Here is an 18,055-nt window from a genome sequence, read left to right as displayed (position 1 = left end):
CACTAATTATTCAAAAATAAATAAATGCCACAAAAACACATAAAAGCAATTGATGCATTAGAGGAAGCCCAGAAAATTGCTATGGCACCATTTGTATTTCAAACATCTGTATCCCTTCAAAAACTTGGAGTTCTAGATTATATCTTTGAAAAAAACAAAGCAGGAGGGACTACTATTAAGGAAATATCTAAAGACTTAAAAGTTAGTGAATATGGTTTAGGTGTTTTGCTAGAAATGGCAGAGAGCTCGGATATTGTATATGTAAATGAAGAGGAGAAATATGAGCTAACTAAAGTTGGGTACTTCTTGGCATTTAATGAGACGGCTCGGGTTAATATGAATTTCACTAATGATGTGTGTTTTAAAGGATTGTATCATTTAAACGATTCTATAAAGACAGGAAAACCTTCTGGTTTAAAAGAGTTAGGTAAATGGGATACGATTTATGAAGGACTATCTCAACTTCCTGAAGAAATTAGAAAATCATGGTTCGATTTTGATCATCATTATTCAGATGGTGCATTTGAAGAAGCTTTAAAAGTGCTTTTTAGAAATAATCCAAAGCAAATTTTTGATATTGGAGGAAATACAGGGAAATGCGCAATACTTTGTTGTAATTATAATAAAGATGTTAAAGTTAAAATTTATGATTTGCCAGGGCAACTTAATGTTGCACTAAACAATGCAAAGAAAAATAATTTAGACCATAGAATCTCGGGACAAGAGATTGATTGGCTTGCGGATAATCCAAAAATAGATAAAGGAGCAGATGCTATTTGGATGAGTCAATTTCTAGATTGTTTTTCTGAAGATGAAATTGTAAAAATATTATCTACTTGTGTAGAAGGAATGGATGAGAATACGGAGTTACTCATTATGGAAACTTTTACAGATAGACAAAGATTTGATAATGCTAAATTTATTTTAGAAGCAACCTCATTGTATTTTACCGTATTGGCTAATGGTAACAGTAAAATGTATAAAGCAGAGGTTATGATTAGATTGGCAGAAAAAGCTGGTTTATATATTAAAGAAGACATTGCAATAGGAGAATACCACACCATATTAGTTTGTAAAAAAAGACAAGTATAATTGAATTCTAAAACTTTTATAAAGAGCTATTGCCATATAAAAAACAATGCCGTTTCCTTAAATGGAACATTGTTGTATCATGGTGAGAAAGAAGAATTTTTTTCAGATTTTATAAAATCGGCTTATAAAAATTTAGACACAAATTATGCTAAATTTTTTAAGATGGATAACTTGAGTAAGTTGGCATTTTTAGGAGCAGATGTTTTGTTGAAACATGAAAATGTTCAGCCAGAAAAACAGGAGAATATTGCTCTTGTTTTTTCTAACAATGCATCTAGCTTAGATACAGATAGAAAATACCAGGAATCAATAGAAGATAAGGAAAGCTTCTATCCAAGTCCTGCTGTATTTGTTTATACCTTGCCTAATATTTGTATGGGCGAAATTAGTATTAAACATAAACTGTATTCTGAAAATAGTTTCTTTATCTTTGAAGACTTTAATCCAGAATATCTGCATGCATATAGCTCTGGTTTAATGGAAGAAAATAAAGCGGAAAAAGTTTTGTGTGGTTGGGTAAATATAGATAAAGAAGATTATACAGCTTTTCTATACCTAGTTACAAAAGAAGAAGGATCAATTTCCCATACAATAAAAGAAATAAATAGTAGATTTTGAACATTATGGTAGCATTAAAAGACGAGTTAAAAAATAAAATTATTGAACAACTAAACTTGGAAGATGTTTCAGTTGATGAAATTGCAGACAACGACCCTTTATTTGGAGAAGGTTTAGGTTTAGATTCCATTGATGCTTTAGAGCTTATTGTAATGTTAGATAAGGATTACGGAATTAAATTGTCGGACCCTAAAGAAGGGAAAAAGATTTTTGAATCTATAGAGACAATGGCAACTTATATTACGGAAAACAGCCCTAAATAGGTTTCTTGTTTATATAAAAAGGATTGTGTTTTATTATTTTTTTTGATAATCTATGGAAAAAGGAGTTGCAATAACCGGAATGGGAATTATTTCTGCAATTGGGAACAATGTGGAAGAAAATTACAATTCCTTAATTTCTTGCAACAAAGGAATTTCTAGAATTTCTAAAATAGATACTATTCATAAAGATGCTATTATGGTTGGTGAGATTAATTTCACAAATCAAGAGCTAGAAGAACAATTGGGATTATCGCCAGATAACAATTATTCTAGAACAGCTCTATTAGGAGTAGTAGCGGCTAAGCAAGCAATAGAAGATGCTGGTATTATAGATATTTCTGAACATAAAACAGGTTTAATTTCTGCAACTAGCGTTGGAGGAATGGATATGACAGAAAAATTTTATTACGATTATTTAGAAACTAGCGAGCATAGAAAATACATAAAAGGACATCATGCAGGTGATTCTACTCAAAAAATCGCTGAGGAATTAGGGATACAAGAGAGTTTGGTAACGACCATTAGTACAGCCTGCTCTTCTGCAGCAAATGCTATTATGTACGGAGCCAGACTTATAAAATCTGGAAAGCTAGATCGTGTTGTAGTTGGTGGAATGGATTGCTTGTCTAAATTTACCATTAATGGTTTTAAAACCTTAATGATATTATCAGACACCCATAACACCCCTTTTGATGAAAATAGAAAAGGATTAAACTTAGGAGAGGCAGCGGCTTTTTTGGTATTAGAGTCTGATGTTTTAGTTGCTAAAGAGAATAAAAAGGTGTTGGCTTATGTAAAGGGGTATGGAAATGCTAATGATGCATTCCACCAAACAGCATCCTCAGAAAATGGAGATGGAGCCACTTTAGCAATGGAAAAAGCATTGAAAGTTGCTAATTTACAAGCTAAAGATATAGATTATATTAACGCACACGGTACAGCTACTGGTAACAACGATTTATCCGAGGGTAGAGCCATAATTCGTGTTTTTAAAGATAATATACCCAATTTTAGTTCTACCAAACCATACACAGGGCATACCTTGGCAGCAGCAGGTGGTGTAGAAGCAGTGTATTCTGTTTTGGCACTTCAGAATAATGTTATATTTCCAAATTTAAATTTTAAGACACCGATGAAGGAGTTTTCTATAACTCCTCAAACGGAATTAAAACAAACGGAATTAAATACAGTTTTATCTAATTCGTTAGGATTTGGAGGGAACTGTTCCACACTAATATTTTCTAAATAATGAAGAAAGTTTTTGTAAACGGTTGTGGTGTTATTTCTGCTCAAAAAACCTTTGATAACGATACATTTTTAGAGGAGATAACTACATATAATGATAGAGTTATGCCTGTGGTAAACCCTGTATATAAGGATTTTATTTCTGGTGGTGCTGCTCGTAGAATGGCTAAAGGGGTTAAAATGGCAGTAGTAGCCTCTAACCTTGCTATGCAAGAAGCGCAATTAGAATCTGTAGATGCAATTATTACTGGTACGGGAATGGGTTGCTTGTTAGATTCTGAAAAATTCTTAAGTAAATTAATAGATAATAACGAGCAGTTTTTAACGCCAACTTCATTTATACAGTCTACACATAATACGGTGGGCGGGCAAATAGCCTTGGGTATACAGTGTACAGGGTATAATTTCACCTATGTACATTCCAGTGTGTCTTTTGAGTCAGCCTTGTTAGATGCCCAATTACAGTTATCCTTAGGAGAAGAAGAAAATATACTTATTGGTGGTGTAGACGAAAATGCCCCTTACACGATTAATATTCATAAATTAATTGGGTTTATAAAAGCAGAGAATACAGAAACTTTTTCTTTATTGCAAAGCAATACTTCCGGTGCTATTTTTGGTGAAGGAGCAAACTTTTTTACGCTTTCTACTAAAAATCAAGAATCTTCTTATGCCGAGGTTATTGGGGTAGAAACTCTAAATACAGTATCTAAAGAAAATTTAGACAACGCAATAGTATCCTTTTTAAAGGATAATAACTCTAGCTTGTCAGATCTAGATGTTATTGTATTAGGGAATAATGGCGATGTAGATTTTGATGGGTATTATAATCTACTTACTGAAGGTACTTTTGCAGAAACACAACAAGTGTATTACAAGCATTTAAGTGGGGAGTTTAACACCGTTTCTTCTTTTGGTTTTTGGTTAGGAGCTAAGATTTTAAAAACGCAGTCTATTCCTAAGGAAGTTAAGCTAAACCAAAAACAGACCAGTTCTATTAAAACCGTTTTATTATATAATCAGTATAGAGGAGAAAACCACAGCTTCACTTTACTTAAAAAATGCTAAATTTTGGTTCTATAAATAGAATTGTAATTGCACTTTTCAGTTTATTATTACTGGCAGATTATTGGTTGTCTATGCCCATTTATTTATATGTTTTCATTGGTTTTATTTGGTTTTCACTAACCGTTTGTGGCTCTTTCTTTATACAGTGGAATTATCATTTTTCATCTTATCATAGAAATACAAATATAGAAGAGAACAAAGTTGCTATTACTTTTGATGATGGCCCGCATCCAGAATTTACACCAAAGGCATTAGATCTTTTAAAAAAATACAATGCAAAAGCTACTTTTTTCTGTATAGGAAAAGAAATGGAAGCGTATACATCTATTGTATCTAAAATAATAGATGGTGGACATACAATAGGTAATCATACCTATTCGCACACGCGAAATTTTGGGTTTTTAAGCACGGGAAAAGTGAAACAAGAATTACAGAGAACAAATGCTATTGCTAAAAAATATTTTAATATTGGTTTACGATTATATAGGCCAGCATTTGGAGTTACAAACCCTAGAATTAAGAGGGTTTTACAGGACATAGACTTAGTGCCTGTCGGGTGGAGTATTCGTTCTTTAGACACCACTAAGAGGTCTAAAAAAAGGATACTAAATAGAACAATAAAAAACCTTAAAAAGGGAGATGTCATCCTTTTACACGATACTAGTGCTAAAAGCATCGCGGTTTTGGAACAGTTATTGCTATTTTTACAGCAAGAAAAATTGCAATCGGTAACGGTAAATGAATTGCTAGATATTTCAGCCTATGAATAAGATACTATATTTTCTTTTTTTTATCGCTTTTATTGGAGGGGTTACGGCTCAGACAAAAATGAGTACACAAGAAGCAGCGGTTTTAAAAAGTAAAGTAAAAGCTAGAGCAGATAAAACCCAATTCATTTCTAGTGATTTTACACAATACAAACATTTAGATTTTTTGTCTAATGATATAGAATCTACAGGAAAACTGTCTTTTAAAGCACCGAATACAGTTAAATGGGAATATGTAAAACCTTTTGTTTACTCTGTTTTGTTTAAAGGGGAAACGTTATATATTAATAACGAAGGAGATAAGAGTAATGTGGATATGGGCTCTAATAAATTATTTAAGGAGCTTAATACCCTTGTTACTTCTAGTATTAGAGGAGATATGTTTAAGGAAGAGCACTTTTCTATAACCTACTTTAAAAAGGCAAAAAATAGTGAAGTGCATTTTGCTCCAAAAGACGCGAATTTAGCAGAATTTATTAAAACATTTCAGATTACATTTAATAGTGTAGGGGATGTTATGGAAGTTAAAATGATAGAGCCGTCTAACGACTATACGCAAATAGTTTTTTCCAAGCGCAAGGTTAATAAAGCAATTCCAGATGCGGTATTTGCTCAGTAGTATTTGTTTTTTGTTCCTTATTTCTTGTGCTAGCTATTCTAAAAAAAATGCACTTGTAAAAGAACAAATAAATACGGTGCAGGTTTATAATCCGTATTTTTCTAACGAAGCTAAAGATTATGTTTATAAGGCAGATTTACAGTTTTATAAAAGAAAATTCTCTGGAATAATAATAATAAAAAAAATTGCGGAGAAAGAACACCGATTGGTGTTTGCTACGGAAATGGGGAATAAAATATTCGATTTTTCCTTTCATCAGAATGAATTTAAAGTGAATTATGTTTTGGGAGATATGGACAAGAAGATTATTCTAAATATCTTGCAAAGAGATTTTACTACATTATTAAAAGAGTATAATACAAGCACACGAACATTTAGTAGAGAAAGCTTAAATGTAAAAGAGGCTGAGGTGGGGAATAAAAGACATTTTTATTTTTATGAGAATGTTGGGTTAACCAAAATTGTGAGGGAAAGAAAAGGAAAAGAAAAGGTAGTATATCATTTTTTAGAAATAAAAGATAATATTGCACAGCGTATTTTAATAGAGCATAAGAATATCCAATTAAAAATAAAATTAAAAGGAATATAACATGAAAAAAGTAATTGTAGTACTACTATTTTTTGTTTTCTCAATAGAAGCTTTTTCACAATCAAAAGTAAGGCCAGGAATACGTTTGGGTTTAAATAGTGCTAATATTTCTAACACTAATTTAGAGGATAAAATAGGTCTTAATGGAGCTGTGTTTGCAGATATTAGGTTTACAGATTTTTATGCTCTACAACCCGAAATAGCTTTTTCTAGTCAAGGCGGAGAGTCCTCCTTTAATGGGGAAGATTTAAATGTAAATTATATATCTATTGCGGCGGTTAGTAAATTTTTTGTAATTCCTAAACAAGGATTGCATTTTATTGTGGGGCCTAGTATAGATATTGATTTCGATAATAACCTTATTAATATAGTTAATGATACCAATAATTCGGATGTTACTCCAATAGATTTAGCTTTGTTTTTTGGAATAGGATATGAGTTTCCTTTTGGGTTAATTATAGAAGCACGTTACAAGCAAGGGTTAATTAATATAGATTTGTTTGATGATTTTTTTGACGATAACCAAGAAAATAACACAAGCTTAAATACCGTTTTTCAAGTAGGAATTGCTTATAAATTCAAGATTTAAAATATGCTAATAGAAGGATTATATACCGTAGAAAATTTTGTTAAAGAAGATAGTGCTGTAAAAGCAACTATAAAAATATACAAAGAGCACGACATTTTTAAAGGGCATTTCCCTGGTAACCCGGTGATGCCTGGAGTTTGCATGATACAGATTATAAAAGAACTAACAGAGAAAGCAACAGGAAAGCCGTTGTTCTTGTCCGTGTCGTCTAATATAAAATTTATGGCGATTATTAATCCTGAAAAAAATGATATACTACAGCTTACTTTGGCAATTACAGAAATAGAGGGTGCTTATAAAGTAAAGAATACCACTTTTTTTGAGGATACATTGGCATTGAAATTAAGTGCAACTTTTAAAATTGTAGAATAATATGAAGTCTTTTTTTGGAATTGTATTATTGGTTATAAGTTTTTTAGGACCTAATTTATCAGAAATTAGAAAGAACTTTATACAGGCAAGTGAGACCAAGGAAATTGCTGAAAAGTTATATAATACTTTAGAGAATATAACGAAAGAAAGCAAGCCTATTTTGGTAGCTTATAAGGGAGCCGCATCTACACTAAAAGCCAAACACAGTAAAGGGGTAAAACAAAAAAAGAGTTTTTTTAAAGAAGGGGCAGGGTATTTAGATTTTTCGATAGAGAAAGCCTCAGAGAATATAGAGATACGTTGCTTGCGTTTAAGTGTTCAGGAGCATTCCCCAAAAGTTTTAAAATACAAAAAAAATATAGCAGAAGACAAGCAATTTTTAATAGATAATTTTCAGAAAACTACCGATACAGCAGTAAAGAAATTTGTTAAAGACTATGTTTTACAATCTTCCCTTTTTGATGCTACTGAAAAGAAGTTGTTTTAGTACCTTCAATTGTTATCTTTGTTAAAAACCAAAGTCTTTGTAAAAAAGACCTTGCAATACGTTTATATTTTTGCCAATAAATACACCATCTATTCAGGAATCTATAGAACAACTAAAGTGTTGTGTAGTTATCCCTACATATAATAATGAGAAAACCATAAGAAAAGTTATTCTAGGTGTTCTTGTCTACACTAAAGATATTATTGTAATCAATGATGGTTCTACCGATAATACGGCAGGTATTTTATCCGAATTTACCCAAGTTACTCGTGTAGATTTAAAAGATAATAAAGGTAAAGGAAATGCCTTACGAATAGGTTTTAAAAAAGCATTAGAATTAGGTTTTTCTTATGCAATTACGATAGATTCCGATGGCCAACATTTCCCAGAGGATATTCCCGTTTTTATAAATGCATTACAGCAAGAAGACACGAAAAATGTACTTTATATTGGTGCTCGTAATATGCAGCAGACAGATGTTCCCAAAAAGAGTAGTTTCGGGAATAAATTTTCTAATTTTTGGTTTTGGTTCGAGACAGGTATTTCCTTAAAAGATACCCAAAGTGGATTTAGGCTTTACCCAATCACGGAATTAAAAGGTTTAAAATTTTACACCCCTAAGTTCGAGTTCGAAATAGAAATTATAGTAAGAGCTGCGTGGAAAGGCACTTTAGTGAAAAACCTCCCAGTACGAGTTACTTACAATGAAGAAGAAAGAGTATCTCATTTTAGACCTTTTCAAGACTTTACGAGGATAAGTATTTTAAATACCTGGTTAGTATTAATTGCTTTATTCTATATTAAACCTAGAGATTTATACAGACGGTTTAAGAAAAAAGGATTTAGACGATTTTTAAAAGAAGATCTCTTACAGAGTAATGATTCCCCTAGAAAAAAAGCGTTTTCTATTGCTTTGGGTGTTTTTATAGGCCTATCTCCTTTATGGGGTTTGCAAACGGTATTGGTTTTTTCCTTAGCTATTCTTTTAAAGTTAAATAAAGCCATAGCTTTTGCTTTCTCTAATGTAAGTTTACCACCATTTATTCCTTTTATTTTATATGCAAGTTCTAAAATTGGACAATTTATTCTAGGAGAAAATATTTCGTATACTTTGGACGATATGACAACTAATTTTGAAGTCTTAAAACATTTAAAAACTTATATAGTGGGTAGCTTAACCCTTGCCGCTGTTTCTGCAATTGTAATAGGGTTCTCAACATATCTATTTTTAACTGTTTTCGAGAAAAGAAAGATGATAGGGCAAAATGGGTAATTTTTTATATAAAATATATCAACAAATAGCTGAGCGAAAAATAGCTGGTTTACTAGCATTACTTGTTCTAGTAATTGGCTTTGGAGCTTTGGCTAGCAAAATTACTTTTGAGGAAGATATTACCAAACTTATTCCTGTAAGTACAGAGAATGCTGATTATCAAAAAGTATTGCAGACGGTAAAGTTTACAGATAAAATTATTGTAAACATACAAAGAGAACCCAATAGCAAAGTTTCAGATATTACTGGGTATGCAACTACTTTTTTAGATAGTTTGGTTAAACAGTCCGATTATGTAGAAGACGTTCAAGGTAAAATTTCCGATGATGTAGTTTTTAATACTATTGATTTTGTATATGAAAATTTACCCCTGTTTTTAGAGGGATCAGACTATGCTGTTTTAGAACAAAAAACTACTAGAGATAGTTTAGTGAGTATCACCAAGCAGAATTATAATACCCTTATTTCTCCCACGGGAATAATTGCTAAAAAGACCATTCTAAAAGACCCGTTAGGGCTTTCTTTTATAGCAATGAAAAAGTTGCAAAGTTTGGGTGTCGGAGACGATTTTACTCTGAAAGATGGTTTTTTACTGACCAAAGATGAGCAACATATTCTTCTTTTTATTACTCCTAAATACCCATCTAGTGAAACGGATAAAAACACTAATTTCTCTATTGCTTTATATAAAATCCAAGAAGAATTAAATACGCAATATAAAGGCAAGGTAAATAGTGAATATTTTGGAGCAGCTTTAGTTGCGGTCGCAAATGCTAATCAAATTAAAAACGACATTCAATTTACAGTAGGTATTGCATTGACGTTGCTGTTGGTTATTCTAGTATTTTTTTACCGTAAGCTTACGGTTCCTATTGTACTTTTCTTACCAACCCTTTTTGGGGGATTGTTATCTGTTGCCATTCTGTATCTTTTACGAGGTAACATTTCTGCGATTTCGTTAGGAATTGGTTCTGTACTTTTAGGAGTAACATTAGATTATTCGTTGCATATATTAACCCATATACGAAACAATAAAAGTATAGAAAGTCTTTATGTAGATGTAGCACCGTCTATTTTAATGAGTAGCCTAACAACGGCAAGTGCTTTTTTGTGTCTATTGTTTATAAAATCCCAGGCACTACAAGATCTCGGTATTTTTGCTGCTATTAGCGTATTAGGGGCATCTGTTTTTGCATTGTTATTAATTCCGCAAATATATAGTTCTAAAGAAAGTAAAACGGATAAAAACAATATACTAGATCGTTTAGCTTCCTATGAAATTCATAAAAATAAAATAGTGCTTTCGGGAATTGCATTGGCATTGTTCATTAGCATTTTCACCTATAATAAAGTAATCTTTAATACCGATATTGCTAAAATGAATTACGAGCCTAAAGAACTTTTAGATGCTCGTAATAATTTAGAGAAGCTAACCGATCTGGGTTCTAAATCTATCTATGCTGCGGCATACGGCAGTAATCTAGAAACAGCTTTGCAAATTAATGATAGTATATACAGCGTTTTAAAAGAAAATAAGCTTCAGGGTAATCTTAAAAATTTCAGCTCTATCGGAGCTTTGGTAGCGTCTAAAAAAAAGCAAAAAGAAAAAATTCAACGTTGGAAAGAATTTTGGAATGCGAAAAAAACTTTGCAGACTAAAAATGATTTAATTGAGACAGGTAAAACTTTTGGATTTAAACCATATACATTTAACGCTTTTTACAACGTATTAGAGAAAGACTTTACACCCCTTTCTTTGGTAGATTATGAGGCTATTGATGTATTGTCTATTTCAGATTTTATTGGAACCAAAGAAGGTTTTACAGCCGTAACTTCTTTAATAAAAGTAGATACGCCAGAAGATGCCGAAACAATTAAAAGAAAGCTAAGTAATGACCAGACTATTCTAATAGACCGTCAGGGAATGAATGAAGCTTTTTTGGGGAATCTTAAAAATGATTTCAACCAGTTAATTGGTTATTCTGTTTTGGTAGTTTTAGTGCTATTGCTTCTTTTTTACAAGAGCTTTTCTGTTACTTTAGTAACGGGTATTCCTATTTTTTTAACCTGGTTTTTAACCATAGGGGTAATGGGATTGTTACATATAGAGTTTAATATATTCAACATTATTATTTCTACTTTTATTTTTGGATTGGGAGTAGACTACAGTATTTTTATTACGAATGGTCTGTTAGCAGAAAACAGAACAGGAGAGAAGGTTTTGCCTACGCATAAAACTTCTATTTTACTATCTGTAATCACTACTATTTTGGGAGTTGGTGTTCTTGTTTTTGCAAAGCACCCAGCTTTGTATACCATTTCTGTGGTTTCTTTGGTGGGTATATTGTCGGCAGTGCTTATTGCTTTTGCCATACAACCTTTGCTTTTTAAATTATTTATAGGGAATAAGACCAAAAGACCAGTTTCTTTCCGATTGTTTATTCACTCAGCCTTGTCTTTTGGGTATTTTGGTTTGGGAGGATTGGTTCTTTCTCTTTTAGGGATTATCATCGAAATAATTCCATTGCCAAAGAAAATAAAAATGGGTTGGTTCCATAGAGTTATTTCTAAACTTATGGGGTCTGTTTTGTATACGAATAGGTTTCTAGATAAGAAAGTAATCAACCTAACAAAAGAGACTTTCAAAGAGCCTGTTATGATTATTGCGAACCATACCTCTTTCTTAGATATATTGGCAATAGGAATGTTGCATCCAAAAATTGTTTTTTTGGTAAATGATTGGGTATATAATTCCCCAGTTTTTGGTAGGGCAGTGCGGGCAGCAGGTTTTTATCCGGTTACTAATGGAGTAGAAAATGGAGAAGCGCATTTACGTACTAAAGTTGCACAAGGATATTCCCTTATTACATTTCCAGAAGGTACACGTTCTACAACCAATAAGATAAAAAGGTTTCATAAGGGAGCTTTTCATTTGGCAGAGAAATTAAATTTACATATTCTTCCCATTCTTATCCATGGGAATTCCGAGGTGAACCCCAAAGGCAGCTCTGTAATACGAGATGGGAGCTTAACCGTTAAGATATTAGATAAGATAGCGGGGAATGATATTTCTTTTGGCAGGAACACAAGGGAGCAAACAAAACAAATAAGCACTTATTTTAGGGATGAATTTAAAATACTTCGGGGAGAAATAGAAGATGCCTTGTACTTTCATTCCTTGGTATTATTGGAGTATAGGTATAAAGGAGATGTTTTACATAATGCTATTAAAGAAGATTTAAAAACCAATGCCTTAGTCTATAAAGAGGTTTTAGATTATATAGACTCTAAAGCGACTATTTTACACCTATCCCAAGATTTTGGGCAGTTAGATTTTTTATTAAAGTTAGATGCTCCTGACCGAAAAATAAACGTATACCTTAAAGATACTAATGTAAGGCAAGTTGTTGCAAATAGTTACATTGCCTATAATTATGGTAAAATGAATTTCCCTAGTCGGGTAAAAGGCGTTTTTACAGATATAGCAAATGTTGCTATTGTAAATTTAGCGTTGTTAGATTCGGAAGACAAGATATCGTTATTAAAGTCTGAAATTACTATCTTAATCCTATTAAAAGAAGGTAAGTCTTTACAGATAGAAGATATTTTGGAGAACGGATTCAAGATAGATAAAGAAATATCACAAGCCCTATTTTTAAAAAGGCACGTTAAAATATGAACAAGAAGTATGATGTTGTAGTTGTTGGGAGTGGTATGGGAGGCCTTGTTTCTGCTATTATTTTAGCGAAAGAAGGTAAGAGTGTTTGCGTTTTAGAAAAAAACAACCAGTATGGCGGTAATTTACAAACCTTTGTTCGAGAAAAAACTATTTTTGATACAGGGGTTCATTATTTAGGAGGACTTTCTAAAGGACAGAATCTATATCGTTATTTTAAATATTTAGGCATTTATGATGGTTTAAACCTAAAAAAAATGGATGTCGACGGTTTTGATATTATCACTTTCGATGGTGATGAAGCCGAATATAGCCATGCACAAGGGTACGAGAATTTTCAACAATCTTTAATAGTACAATTCCCTGAGGAGGAGGAAGGTATCCAAGCGTATTGCACACAATTAAAAGAAACCTGTGCTAAGTTTCCGCTTTATAATTTAAAATTAGGGAAGCCATATTATGATGATACGGACTTGTTTTCTCTTCCTGCTAAATCACACATAAATTCTTTTACAGACAATAAAAAATTGCAGGCAGTATTAGCGGGTTCTAATCTGTTGTATGCCGGAGAATCTGAAAAAACTCCTTTTTATGTACATGCACTTTCTGTGAATTCATACATAGAAAGTTCTTATCGTTGTGTAAATGGCGGTAGCCAAATAACCAAGTTGTTAATTAGAAAATTAATAGAAAATGGAGGTGAGGCTTATAAACATCAAGAAGTAACGCAATTAGAATACAAGGATAAAAAAATAATTGCGGCACATACGAAAGATGGGAATATAGTTGAGGGGGATATTTTTATATCAAATATAGAACCAAAAGTTACCCTAAAATTAGTTGGCGAAACTAATTTTAGAAAAGCCTATAGTAATAGAATTAAAGGGATAGAAAGTACGGTATCTGCTTTTAGTATTCATTTGGTTTTAAAACCAGAAATGGTGAAGTATCTAAATAAAAACTATTACCATTATAAAACGCCGGATGCTGTTTGGAACTGCCATAACTATACCCAAGAAAATTGGCCGTTAGGATATATGGTTTCTATGGGAGTTAAAAAAGGCTTAGGAGAATGGGCAGACCAATTAACCGCTATTACCTATATGCAATATGATGAAGTACGTTCCTGGGACGATACATTTAATACCGTTGCCCAGAAAAATGAAAGAGGAGAAACGTATGAAGATTTTAAAAAAATAAAAGCAGAACAGTTTCTTAAAGAATTAGAGAAGAAATTTCCTAATATAAGAGAGTGTGTTCAAACGGTTTATACGTCATCACCCCTTTCTTATAGAGATTATATAGCCTGTAATGAAGGCTCTATGTATGGGTATGTAAAAGATGTAAATAACCCGTTAAAATCTGTTTTATCACCAAGAACAAAAATTAGCAATTTATTGTTTACTGGGCAAAGTTTAAACATGCACGGAATTCTGGGTGTTACTATTAGCGGAATTGTTACCTGCTCCGAAATTTTGGGTCGTGAGTATTTATTAAATAAGATAATAGAACCTACGGCAGAAGAAAATATAGAAGTTAGATAATGAGATTATATTTCAATCGTAAGATGATAGCCAATTTATGTTTAATACCTCTACCTCGCATTCTTGGGTCAGGGTCGTTTGTTAAGGTTTTAGGGTGTCTTTTTATTTTAACTGGAGCAGTATCTTGCGGTGTTTCTAAATCTTTAAAGAACATTCCAGATATTAGTAACTATTCTTTAGAAAAACCAGAAAGAATACAGGTGGCCGATTCTAGTTACACTACGGAGAATGGTTTTATAGCAAAGAATAAACAAGGCCTATGGGAACTTTATGTAAAGGGAAACCCTATGGAGCTTGGTTTACATACAGGAGCATTAACACAAGAGCTTTTTCATAAGCAAGAAAATGCATTATTGTCTAAAGTAGATGAATTGGTGCCTTCTAAAACCAAACAATATTTACTACGTAAATTTTTAGCTTGGTTTAATCGTAAAATGTATCTCAACATTAAGGAAGATTTTAAATCAGAGATCTATGGATTGTCGCAATATGCATCTTCAAAATACCAGCATATAGCAGAACCTTATCCAAGAATATTGTATTTGCATGGCGCGCATGATATTGGGCATGCCTTACAAGATTTGGCTTTAGTTGGTTGTTCTTCTTTTGCCGCTTGGGGAGATAAAACAGAAGATGGTGAACTTATTATTGGTCGGAACTTAGATTTCTACGCTGGCGATACTTTTGCGGAAGATAAAATAATAGCATTTGTAGAGCCAGATAAAGGGCATTCTTTTATGTCTGTTACTTGGGGTGGAATGCTCGGTGTAGTTTCAGGAATGAATAACCAAGGGATAACAGTTACCATCAATGCAGGAAAATCTAAATTTCCTTTGGTAGCAAAGACACCTATTTCTTTGGTTACAAGAGAGATTCTACAATATGCAGGTACTATTGAAGAGGCTATTGCAATTGCCAAGAAGAGAGAAGTATTTGTGTCGGAATCCATTTTTGTTGGCAGTGCTAAGGATAAAGAAGTGGTTCTGATAGAAGTGTCTCCCAAAAATTTTGGAGTTTATAAGGTAGAAAATCAGAATACGTTGGTTTGTTCCAATCATTTTCAAAGTGCCGCCTATGCAGAAGATAAAAAAAATAAACAGCATATTTTAGAGAGTCATTCCCAGTATCGTTATGAGCGTATGGAAGAGTTGTTAGGGGAGAACCCTAAAGTAACTCCAGAAGTAGCAGTTGGTATTCTTAGGAATAAAGAAGGTTTAGGTAATAAAGAGATTGGTTATGGTAATGAAAAGGCATTAAATCAACTTTTAGCGCATCATGGTATAGTGTTTAAACCAGAAGAATTATTGGTTTGGGTTTCTTCTAATCCATATCAATTGGGCGAATTTGTTGCCTATGATTTAAATACCATTTTTAATAAAGGGGAAATAGTTAAAAACCCGAAGGGCCTAGCGAGTAATGCATTACGAATTAAAAAGGATTCTTTTCAATACACTAAAGCTTTTAGGGATTACCAAACCTATAAGTCCCTAAAGAGTAGCATTGAGAGTGCAATTAAAAAAGAAAAAAAGCTAGATTTACAAGTGCTTCAAGATATACAAGATAGTAATCCTAATTATTGGGAAGCATATTATATTAGCGGACAATACTTATACGAACAAGACTACTACAGAGCAGCCTTTGAGGTTTTTAATACCGCAAAGACTAAAGAAATTACCACACTTGTAGACCAAGAAAATGTAGACCATTATCTTCGCAAGATAAAACGGAAAATAAACCTATGATTCCTGAAATAGAAAAAGCAAACACAGCCTCGATAAAAGCTTTCCAAGAAGAAAAATTACAAGAGCTTATTCTTTATTTACAGGAAAATTCTCCATACTATAGGCGGTTGTTTAAGAGTCATAAAATAGCTCCAGAAGATATTAAGAGCATAGAAGATTTGCCTAAAATTACACCGACAACTAAAGAGGAGTTACAAAAATACAATGCCGATTTTTTATGTGTTTCTAAGTCGGAAATAATAGACTACGTTACTACTTCTGGTACTTTAGGGGATCCTGTTACTATAGCATTAACTGATGCAGATTTAGAACGTTTAGCGTATAATGAATCTATTTCCTTTGCTTGTGCAGGAATAGAAAAAGAAGATGTTTTACAATTAACCACAACTATAGATCGCCGTTTTATTGCGGGACTTGCTTATTTCTTAGGAGCAAGAAAATTGGGAGCAGGTATTATAAGAGTAGGTGCGGGTATACCGGAATTACAATGGGATACTATTTTAAAATTTAAGCCTACCTATCTTATTGTTGTTCCTTCCTTTTTATTAAAACTGGTTAAGTATGCAGAGGAGCATGGTATAGATTATAAAAATTCAGGAATTAAAGGTGCAGTTTGTATTGGAGAGTCTTTACGTAATCAAGATTTTTCTTTGAATATTTTAGGGAATAAAATAAAGGAGAATTGGGATATAGATTTGTATTCTACCTACGCATCTACAGAAATGAGTACTGCTTTTACAGAATGTTCTGAAAAACAAGGAGGGCACCAACATCCAGAATTAATTATAGTTGAAATCTTAGATGAAAACAATCGGCCTGTGGCAGCAGGAGCAGAGGGAGAGTTAACCATTACAACACTTGGCGTAGAAGCAATGCCTCTTTTACGTTTTAAAACAGGAGATATTGTAGTAGCACATAATTCGCCTTGCGGATGTGGAAGAAATACGGTTAGAATTGGCCCATTGGTTGGCAGAAAAAAACAAATGGTGAAATATAAGGGAACTACCCTTTATCCGCCAGCAATGGACAACCTCTTAAACGATTTTAGTGCCGTAGAGAGTCACGTTATTGAAATTTACCACAATGATATTGGTACCGATGAAATTCTTATTAAAATAGCCTCTAAAGACGAATCTAAAGAGCTAGAAAACGAAATTAGAGATCACTTTAGATCTAAACTTAGAGTAGCTCCAAGAATTAAATATTGCGATAATGCAGAGATTCAAAAACTAAGAGCTTCTATGTTGGGAAGAAAACCTGTTACAGTTATAGATAGAAGAGGGTAATTATTAAAAAATTGATAGATATATTTTTTACAACCATATTTTCGTAATCTTAAATTTGACAAAAGAATTAGCATTTCTTTATGCGTAATCGCACGTTATTTAATCTATTTTTAAAGGATTGAAGTTACATATTGTAATTCTCAAGATGTAAAATGTTGTTCTGAGATTTATAAAAAACATACTACTATTTCAAAAAAAGATATTTTTGGGTACGCTCTTAATTTCGATTCCTATTGGAATTTTATTTGGAGGGACTTTATTGAATATTGCAATTTGCTATTTAGTAGCAGCTCCATTAGTACATTTCTATGTTTATGATTTTCAGTGCCAGCAGGAATATTATTATTACTATAACTTAGGGTTTAGTAAAACAATATTGTGGTTTTCTACGATGGGAGTTGGAGTTTTTAATATTATTATTCTCTTACTACTATGAAAAGATTACACGTAGATAGTATAACCAAGTCATTTGATAATAAAGTCTTGTTAAGTGATGTTTTTATTTCTTGTGGAATAGGAGAAATAAAAGGATTGTTGGGAAGAAATGGTTGTGGTAAGTCTACCTTGTTAAAAATTATTTTTGGGGTAGAAAATGCAGATTCTAGGTTTGTTAGAGTTGGAAAGAAAGTCATTCAAAATATTTCACAAGGAAGAAGTATTCTAAATTATCTGCCACAAGAGAATTTTTTACCTAAAAACGTAAAAATAAAATTCCTGATTAATCTTTTATTGATTGTCCGTAAATACTCATAATTGATAAATATTTCGTAAATTATGTTAAAATAACCGACATGAATATATTTAGTTTTGGGGTGCATTTCCACA

The 18,055-nt window shown here is 32.4% G+C and carries 18 protein-coding genes; 17 read left to right on the top strand and 1 reads right to left on the bottom strand.

All coding sequences use genetic code 11. The features are described 5' to 3' along the window. Positions 1-10: 10 nt before the first annotated feature. Positions 11-58, bottom strand: coding sequence for a hypothetical protein (locus tag QZZ51_RS16610; RefSeq protein ID WP_366511931.1), 48 nt, complete (start codon positions 56-58; stop codon positions 11-13). On the opposite strand from QZZ51_RS16610, the gene QZZ51_RS00665 reads away from it, so the two are divergent. The 17 genes from QZZ51_RS00665 (at position 40) to QZZ51_RS00585 (ending at position 17,983) form a co-directional block, all read left to right on the top strand. Further along, a complete protein-coding gene (locus QZZ51_RS00665; protein WP_366511930.1) occupies positions 40-1,092 on the top strand; it encodes a methyltransferase in 1,053 nt (350 codons plus the stop codon). The genes QZZ51_RS16610 and QZZ51_RS00665 overlap by 19 nt on opposite strands. Then, positions 1,093-1,710 carry a 3-oxoacyl-ACP synthase gene (locus tag QZZ51_RS00660; protein ID WP_291864474.1) on the top strand — a complete coding sequence of 206 codons (618 nt, stop codon included), beginning with the start codon at positions 1,093-1,095 and terminating at the stop codon, positions 1,708-1,710. Positions 1,711-1,715: 5 nt separating this feature from the next. Next, positions 1,716-1,973 carry a phosphopantetheine-binding protein gene (locus tag QZZ51_RS00655; RefSeq protein ID WP_291864472.1) on the top strand — a complete coding sequence of 86 codons (258 nt, stop codon included), beginning with the start codon at positions 1,716-1,718 and terminating at the stop codon, positions 1,971-1,973. Between the two features lie 52 nt (positions 1,974-2,025). Next, on the top strand, positions 2,026-3,222 hold the full coding sequence (locus QZZ51_RS00650) for a beta-ketoacyl-[acyl-carrier-protein] synthase family protein (RefSeq protein ID WP_291864469.1): 1,197 nt from the start codon (positions 2,026-2,028) through the stop codon (positions 3,220-3,222). Next, positions 3,222-4,286 (top strand): beta-ketoacyl synthase chain length factor, encoded by a 1,065-nt coding sequence (locus QZZ51_RS00645; protein ID WP_291864466.1) that lies wholly within the window; start codon positions 3,222-3,224, stop codon positions 4,284-4,286. Before QZZ51_RS00650 ends, QZZ51_RS00645 begins: the two co-directional genes overlap by 1 nt. Beyond that, entirely contained in the window at positions 4,280-5,056 is a 777-nt protein-coding gene (locus QZZ51_RS00640; RefSeq protein WP_291864464.1) for a polysaccharide deacetylase family protein, read from the top strand. Before QZZ51_RS00645 ends, QZZ51_RS00640 begins: the two co-directional genes overlap by 7 nt. Next, positions 5,049-5,672 (top strand): outer membrane lipoprotein carrier protein LolA, encoded by a 624-nt coding sequence (locus QZZ51_RS00635; protein ID WP_291864461.1) that lies wholly within the window; start codon positions 5,049-5,051, stop codon positions 5,670-5,672. Before QZZ51_RS00640 ends, QZZ51_RS00635 begins: the two co-directional genes overlap by 8 nt. Then, on the top strand, positions 5,653-6,261 hold the full coding sequence (locus tag QZZ51_RS00630) for a hypothetical protein (RefSeq protein ID WP_291864459.1): 609 nt from the start codon (positions 5,653-5,655) through the stop codon (positions 6,259-6,261). Before QZZ51_RS00635 ends, QZZ51_RS00630 begins: the two co-directional genes overlap by 20 nt. Position 6,262: 1 nt before the next feature. Further along, positions 6,263-6,850, top strand: coding sequence for a porin family protein (locus tag QZZ51_RS00625; RefSeq protein ID WP_291864457.1), 588 nt, complete (start codon positions 6,263-6,265; stop codon positions 6,848-6,850). Positions 6,851-6,853: 3 nt separating this feature from the next. Further along, positions 6,854-7,222 carry a 3-hydroxyacyl-ACP dehydratase gene (locus QZZ51_RS00620; protein ID WP_291864455.1) on the top strand — a complete coding sequence of 123 codons (369 nt, stop codon included), beginning with the start codon at positions 6,854-6,856 and terminating at the stop codon, positions 7,220-7,222. Position 7,223: 1 nt separating this feature from the next. Continuing rightward, on the top strand, positions 7,224-7,709 hold the full coding sequence (locus tag QZZ51_RS00615; RefSeq protein ID WP_291864453.1) for a hypothetical protein: 486 nt from the start codon (positions 7,224-7,226) through the stop codon (positions 7,707-7,709). Positions 7,710-7,785: 76 nt separating this feature from the next. Next, positions 7,786-8,982 (top strand): DUF2062 domain-containing protein, encoded by a 1,197-nt coding sequence (locus tag QZZ51_RS00610; protein ID WP_291864677.1) that lies wholly within the window; start codon positions 7,786-7,788, stop codon positions 8,980-8,982. Next, the gene (locus QZZ51_RS00605) at positions 8,975-12,661 is read left to right on the top strand and encodes a 1-acyl-sn-glycerol-3-phosphate acyltransferase (protein WP_291864451.1); all 3,687 of its coding nucleotides are present in this window, start codon (positions 8,975-8,977) and stop codon (positions 12,659-12,661) included. The genes QZZ51_RS00610 and QZZ51_RS00605 overlap by 8 nt, the downstream gene beginning before the upstream one ends. Continuing rightward, positions 12,658-14,202 carry an NAD(P)-binding protein gene (locus QZZ51_RS00600; protein ID WP_291864449.1) on the top strand — a complete coding sequence of 515 codons (1,545 nt, stop codon included), beginning with the start codon at positions 12,658-12,660 and terminating at the stop codon, positions 14,200-14,202. The genes QZZ51_RS00605 and QZZ51_RS00600 overlap by 4 nt, the downstream gene beginning before the upstream one ends. Then, a complete protein-coding gene (locus tag QZZ51_RS00595; RefSeq protein WP_291864447.1) occupies positions 14,202-15,944 on the top strand; it encodes a C45 family peptidase in 1,743 nt (580 codons plus the stop codon). Before QZZ51_RS00600 ends, QZZ51_RS00595 begins: the two co-directional genes overlap by 1 nt. Then, on the top strand, positions 15,941-17,230 hold the full coding sequence (locus QZZ51_RS00590) for an AMP-binding protein (protein ID WP_291864445.1): 1,290 nt from the start codon (positions 15,941-15,943) through the stop codon (positions 17,228-17,230). The genes QZZ51_RS00595 and QZZ51_RS00590 overlap by 4 nt, the downstream gene beginning before the upstream one ends. Positions 17,231-17,662: 432 nt before the next feature. Beyond that, positions 17,663-17,983, top strand: coding sequence for an ATP-binding cassette domain-containing protein (locus QZZ51_RS00585; protein ID WP_291864443.1), 321 nt, complete (start codon positions 17,663-17,665; stop codon positions 17,981-17,983). Positions 17,984-18,055 lie beyond the last annotated feature (72 nt).

The sequence above is a fragment of the Maribacter sp. genome, assembly GCF_016744255.1.
Taxonomy (GTDB): domain Bacteria; phylum Bacteroidota; class Bacteroidia; order Flavobacteriales; family Flavobacteriaceae; genus Maribacter_B.
The sequence above is the reverse complement of the archived record's forward strand: the minus strand, read 5'-3'. Positions and strand labels throughout refer to the sequence as shown.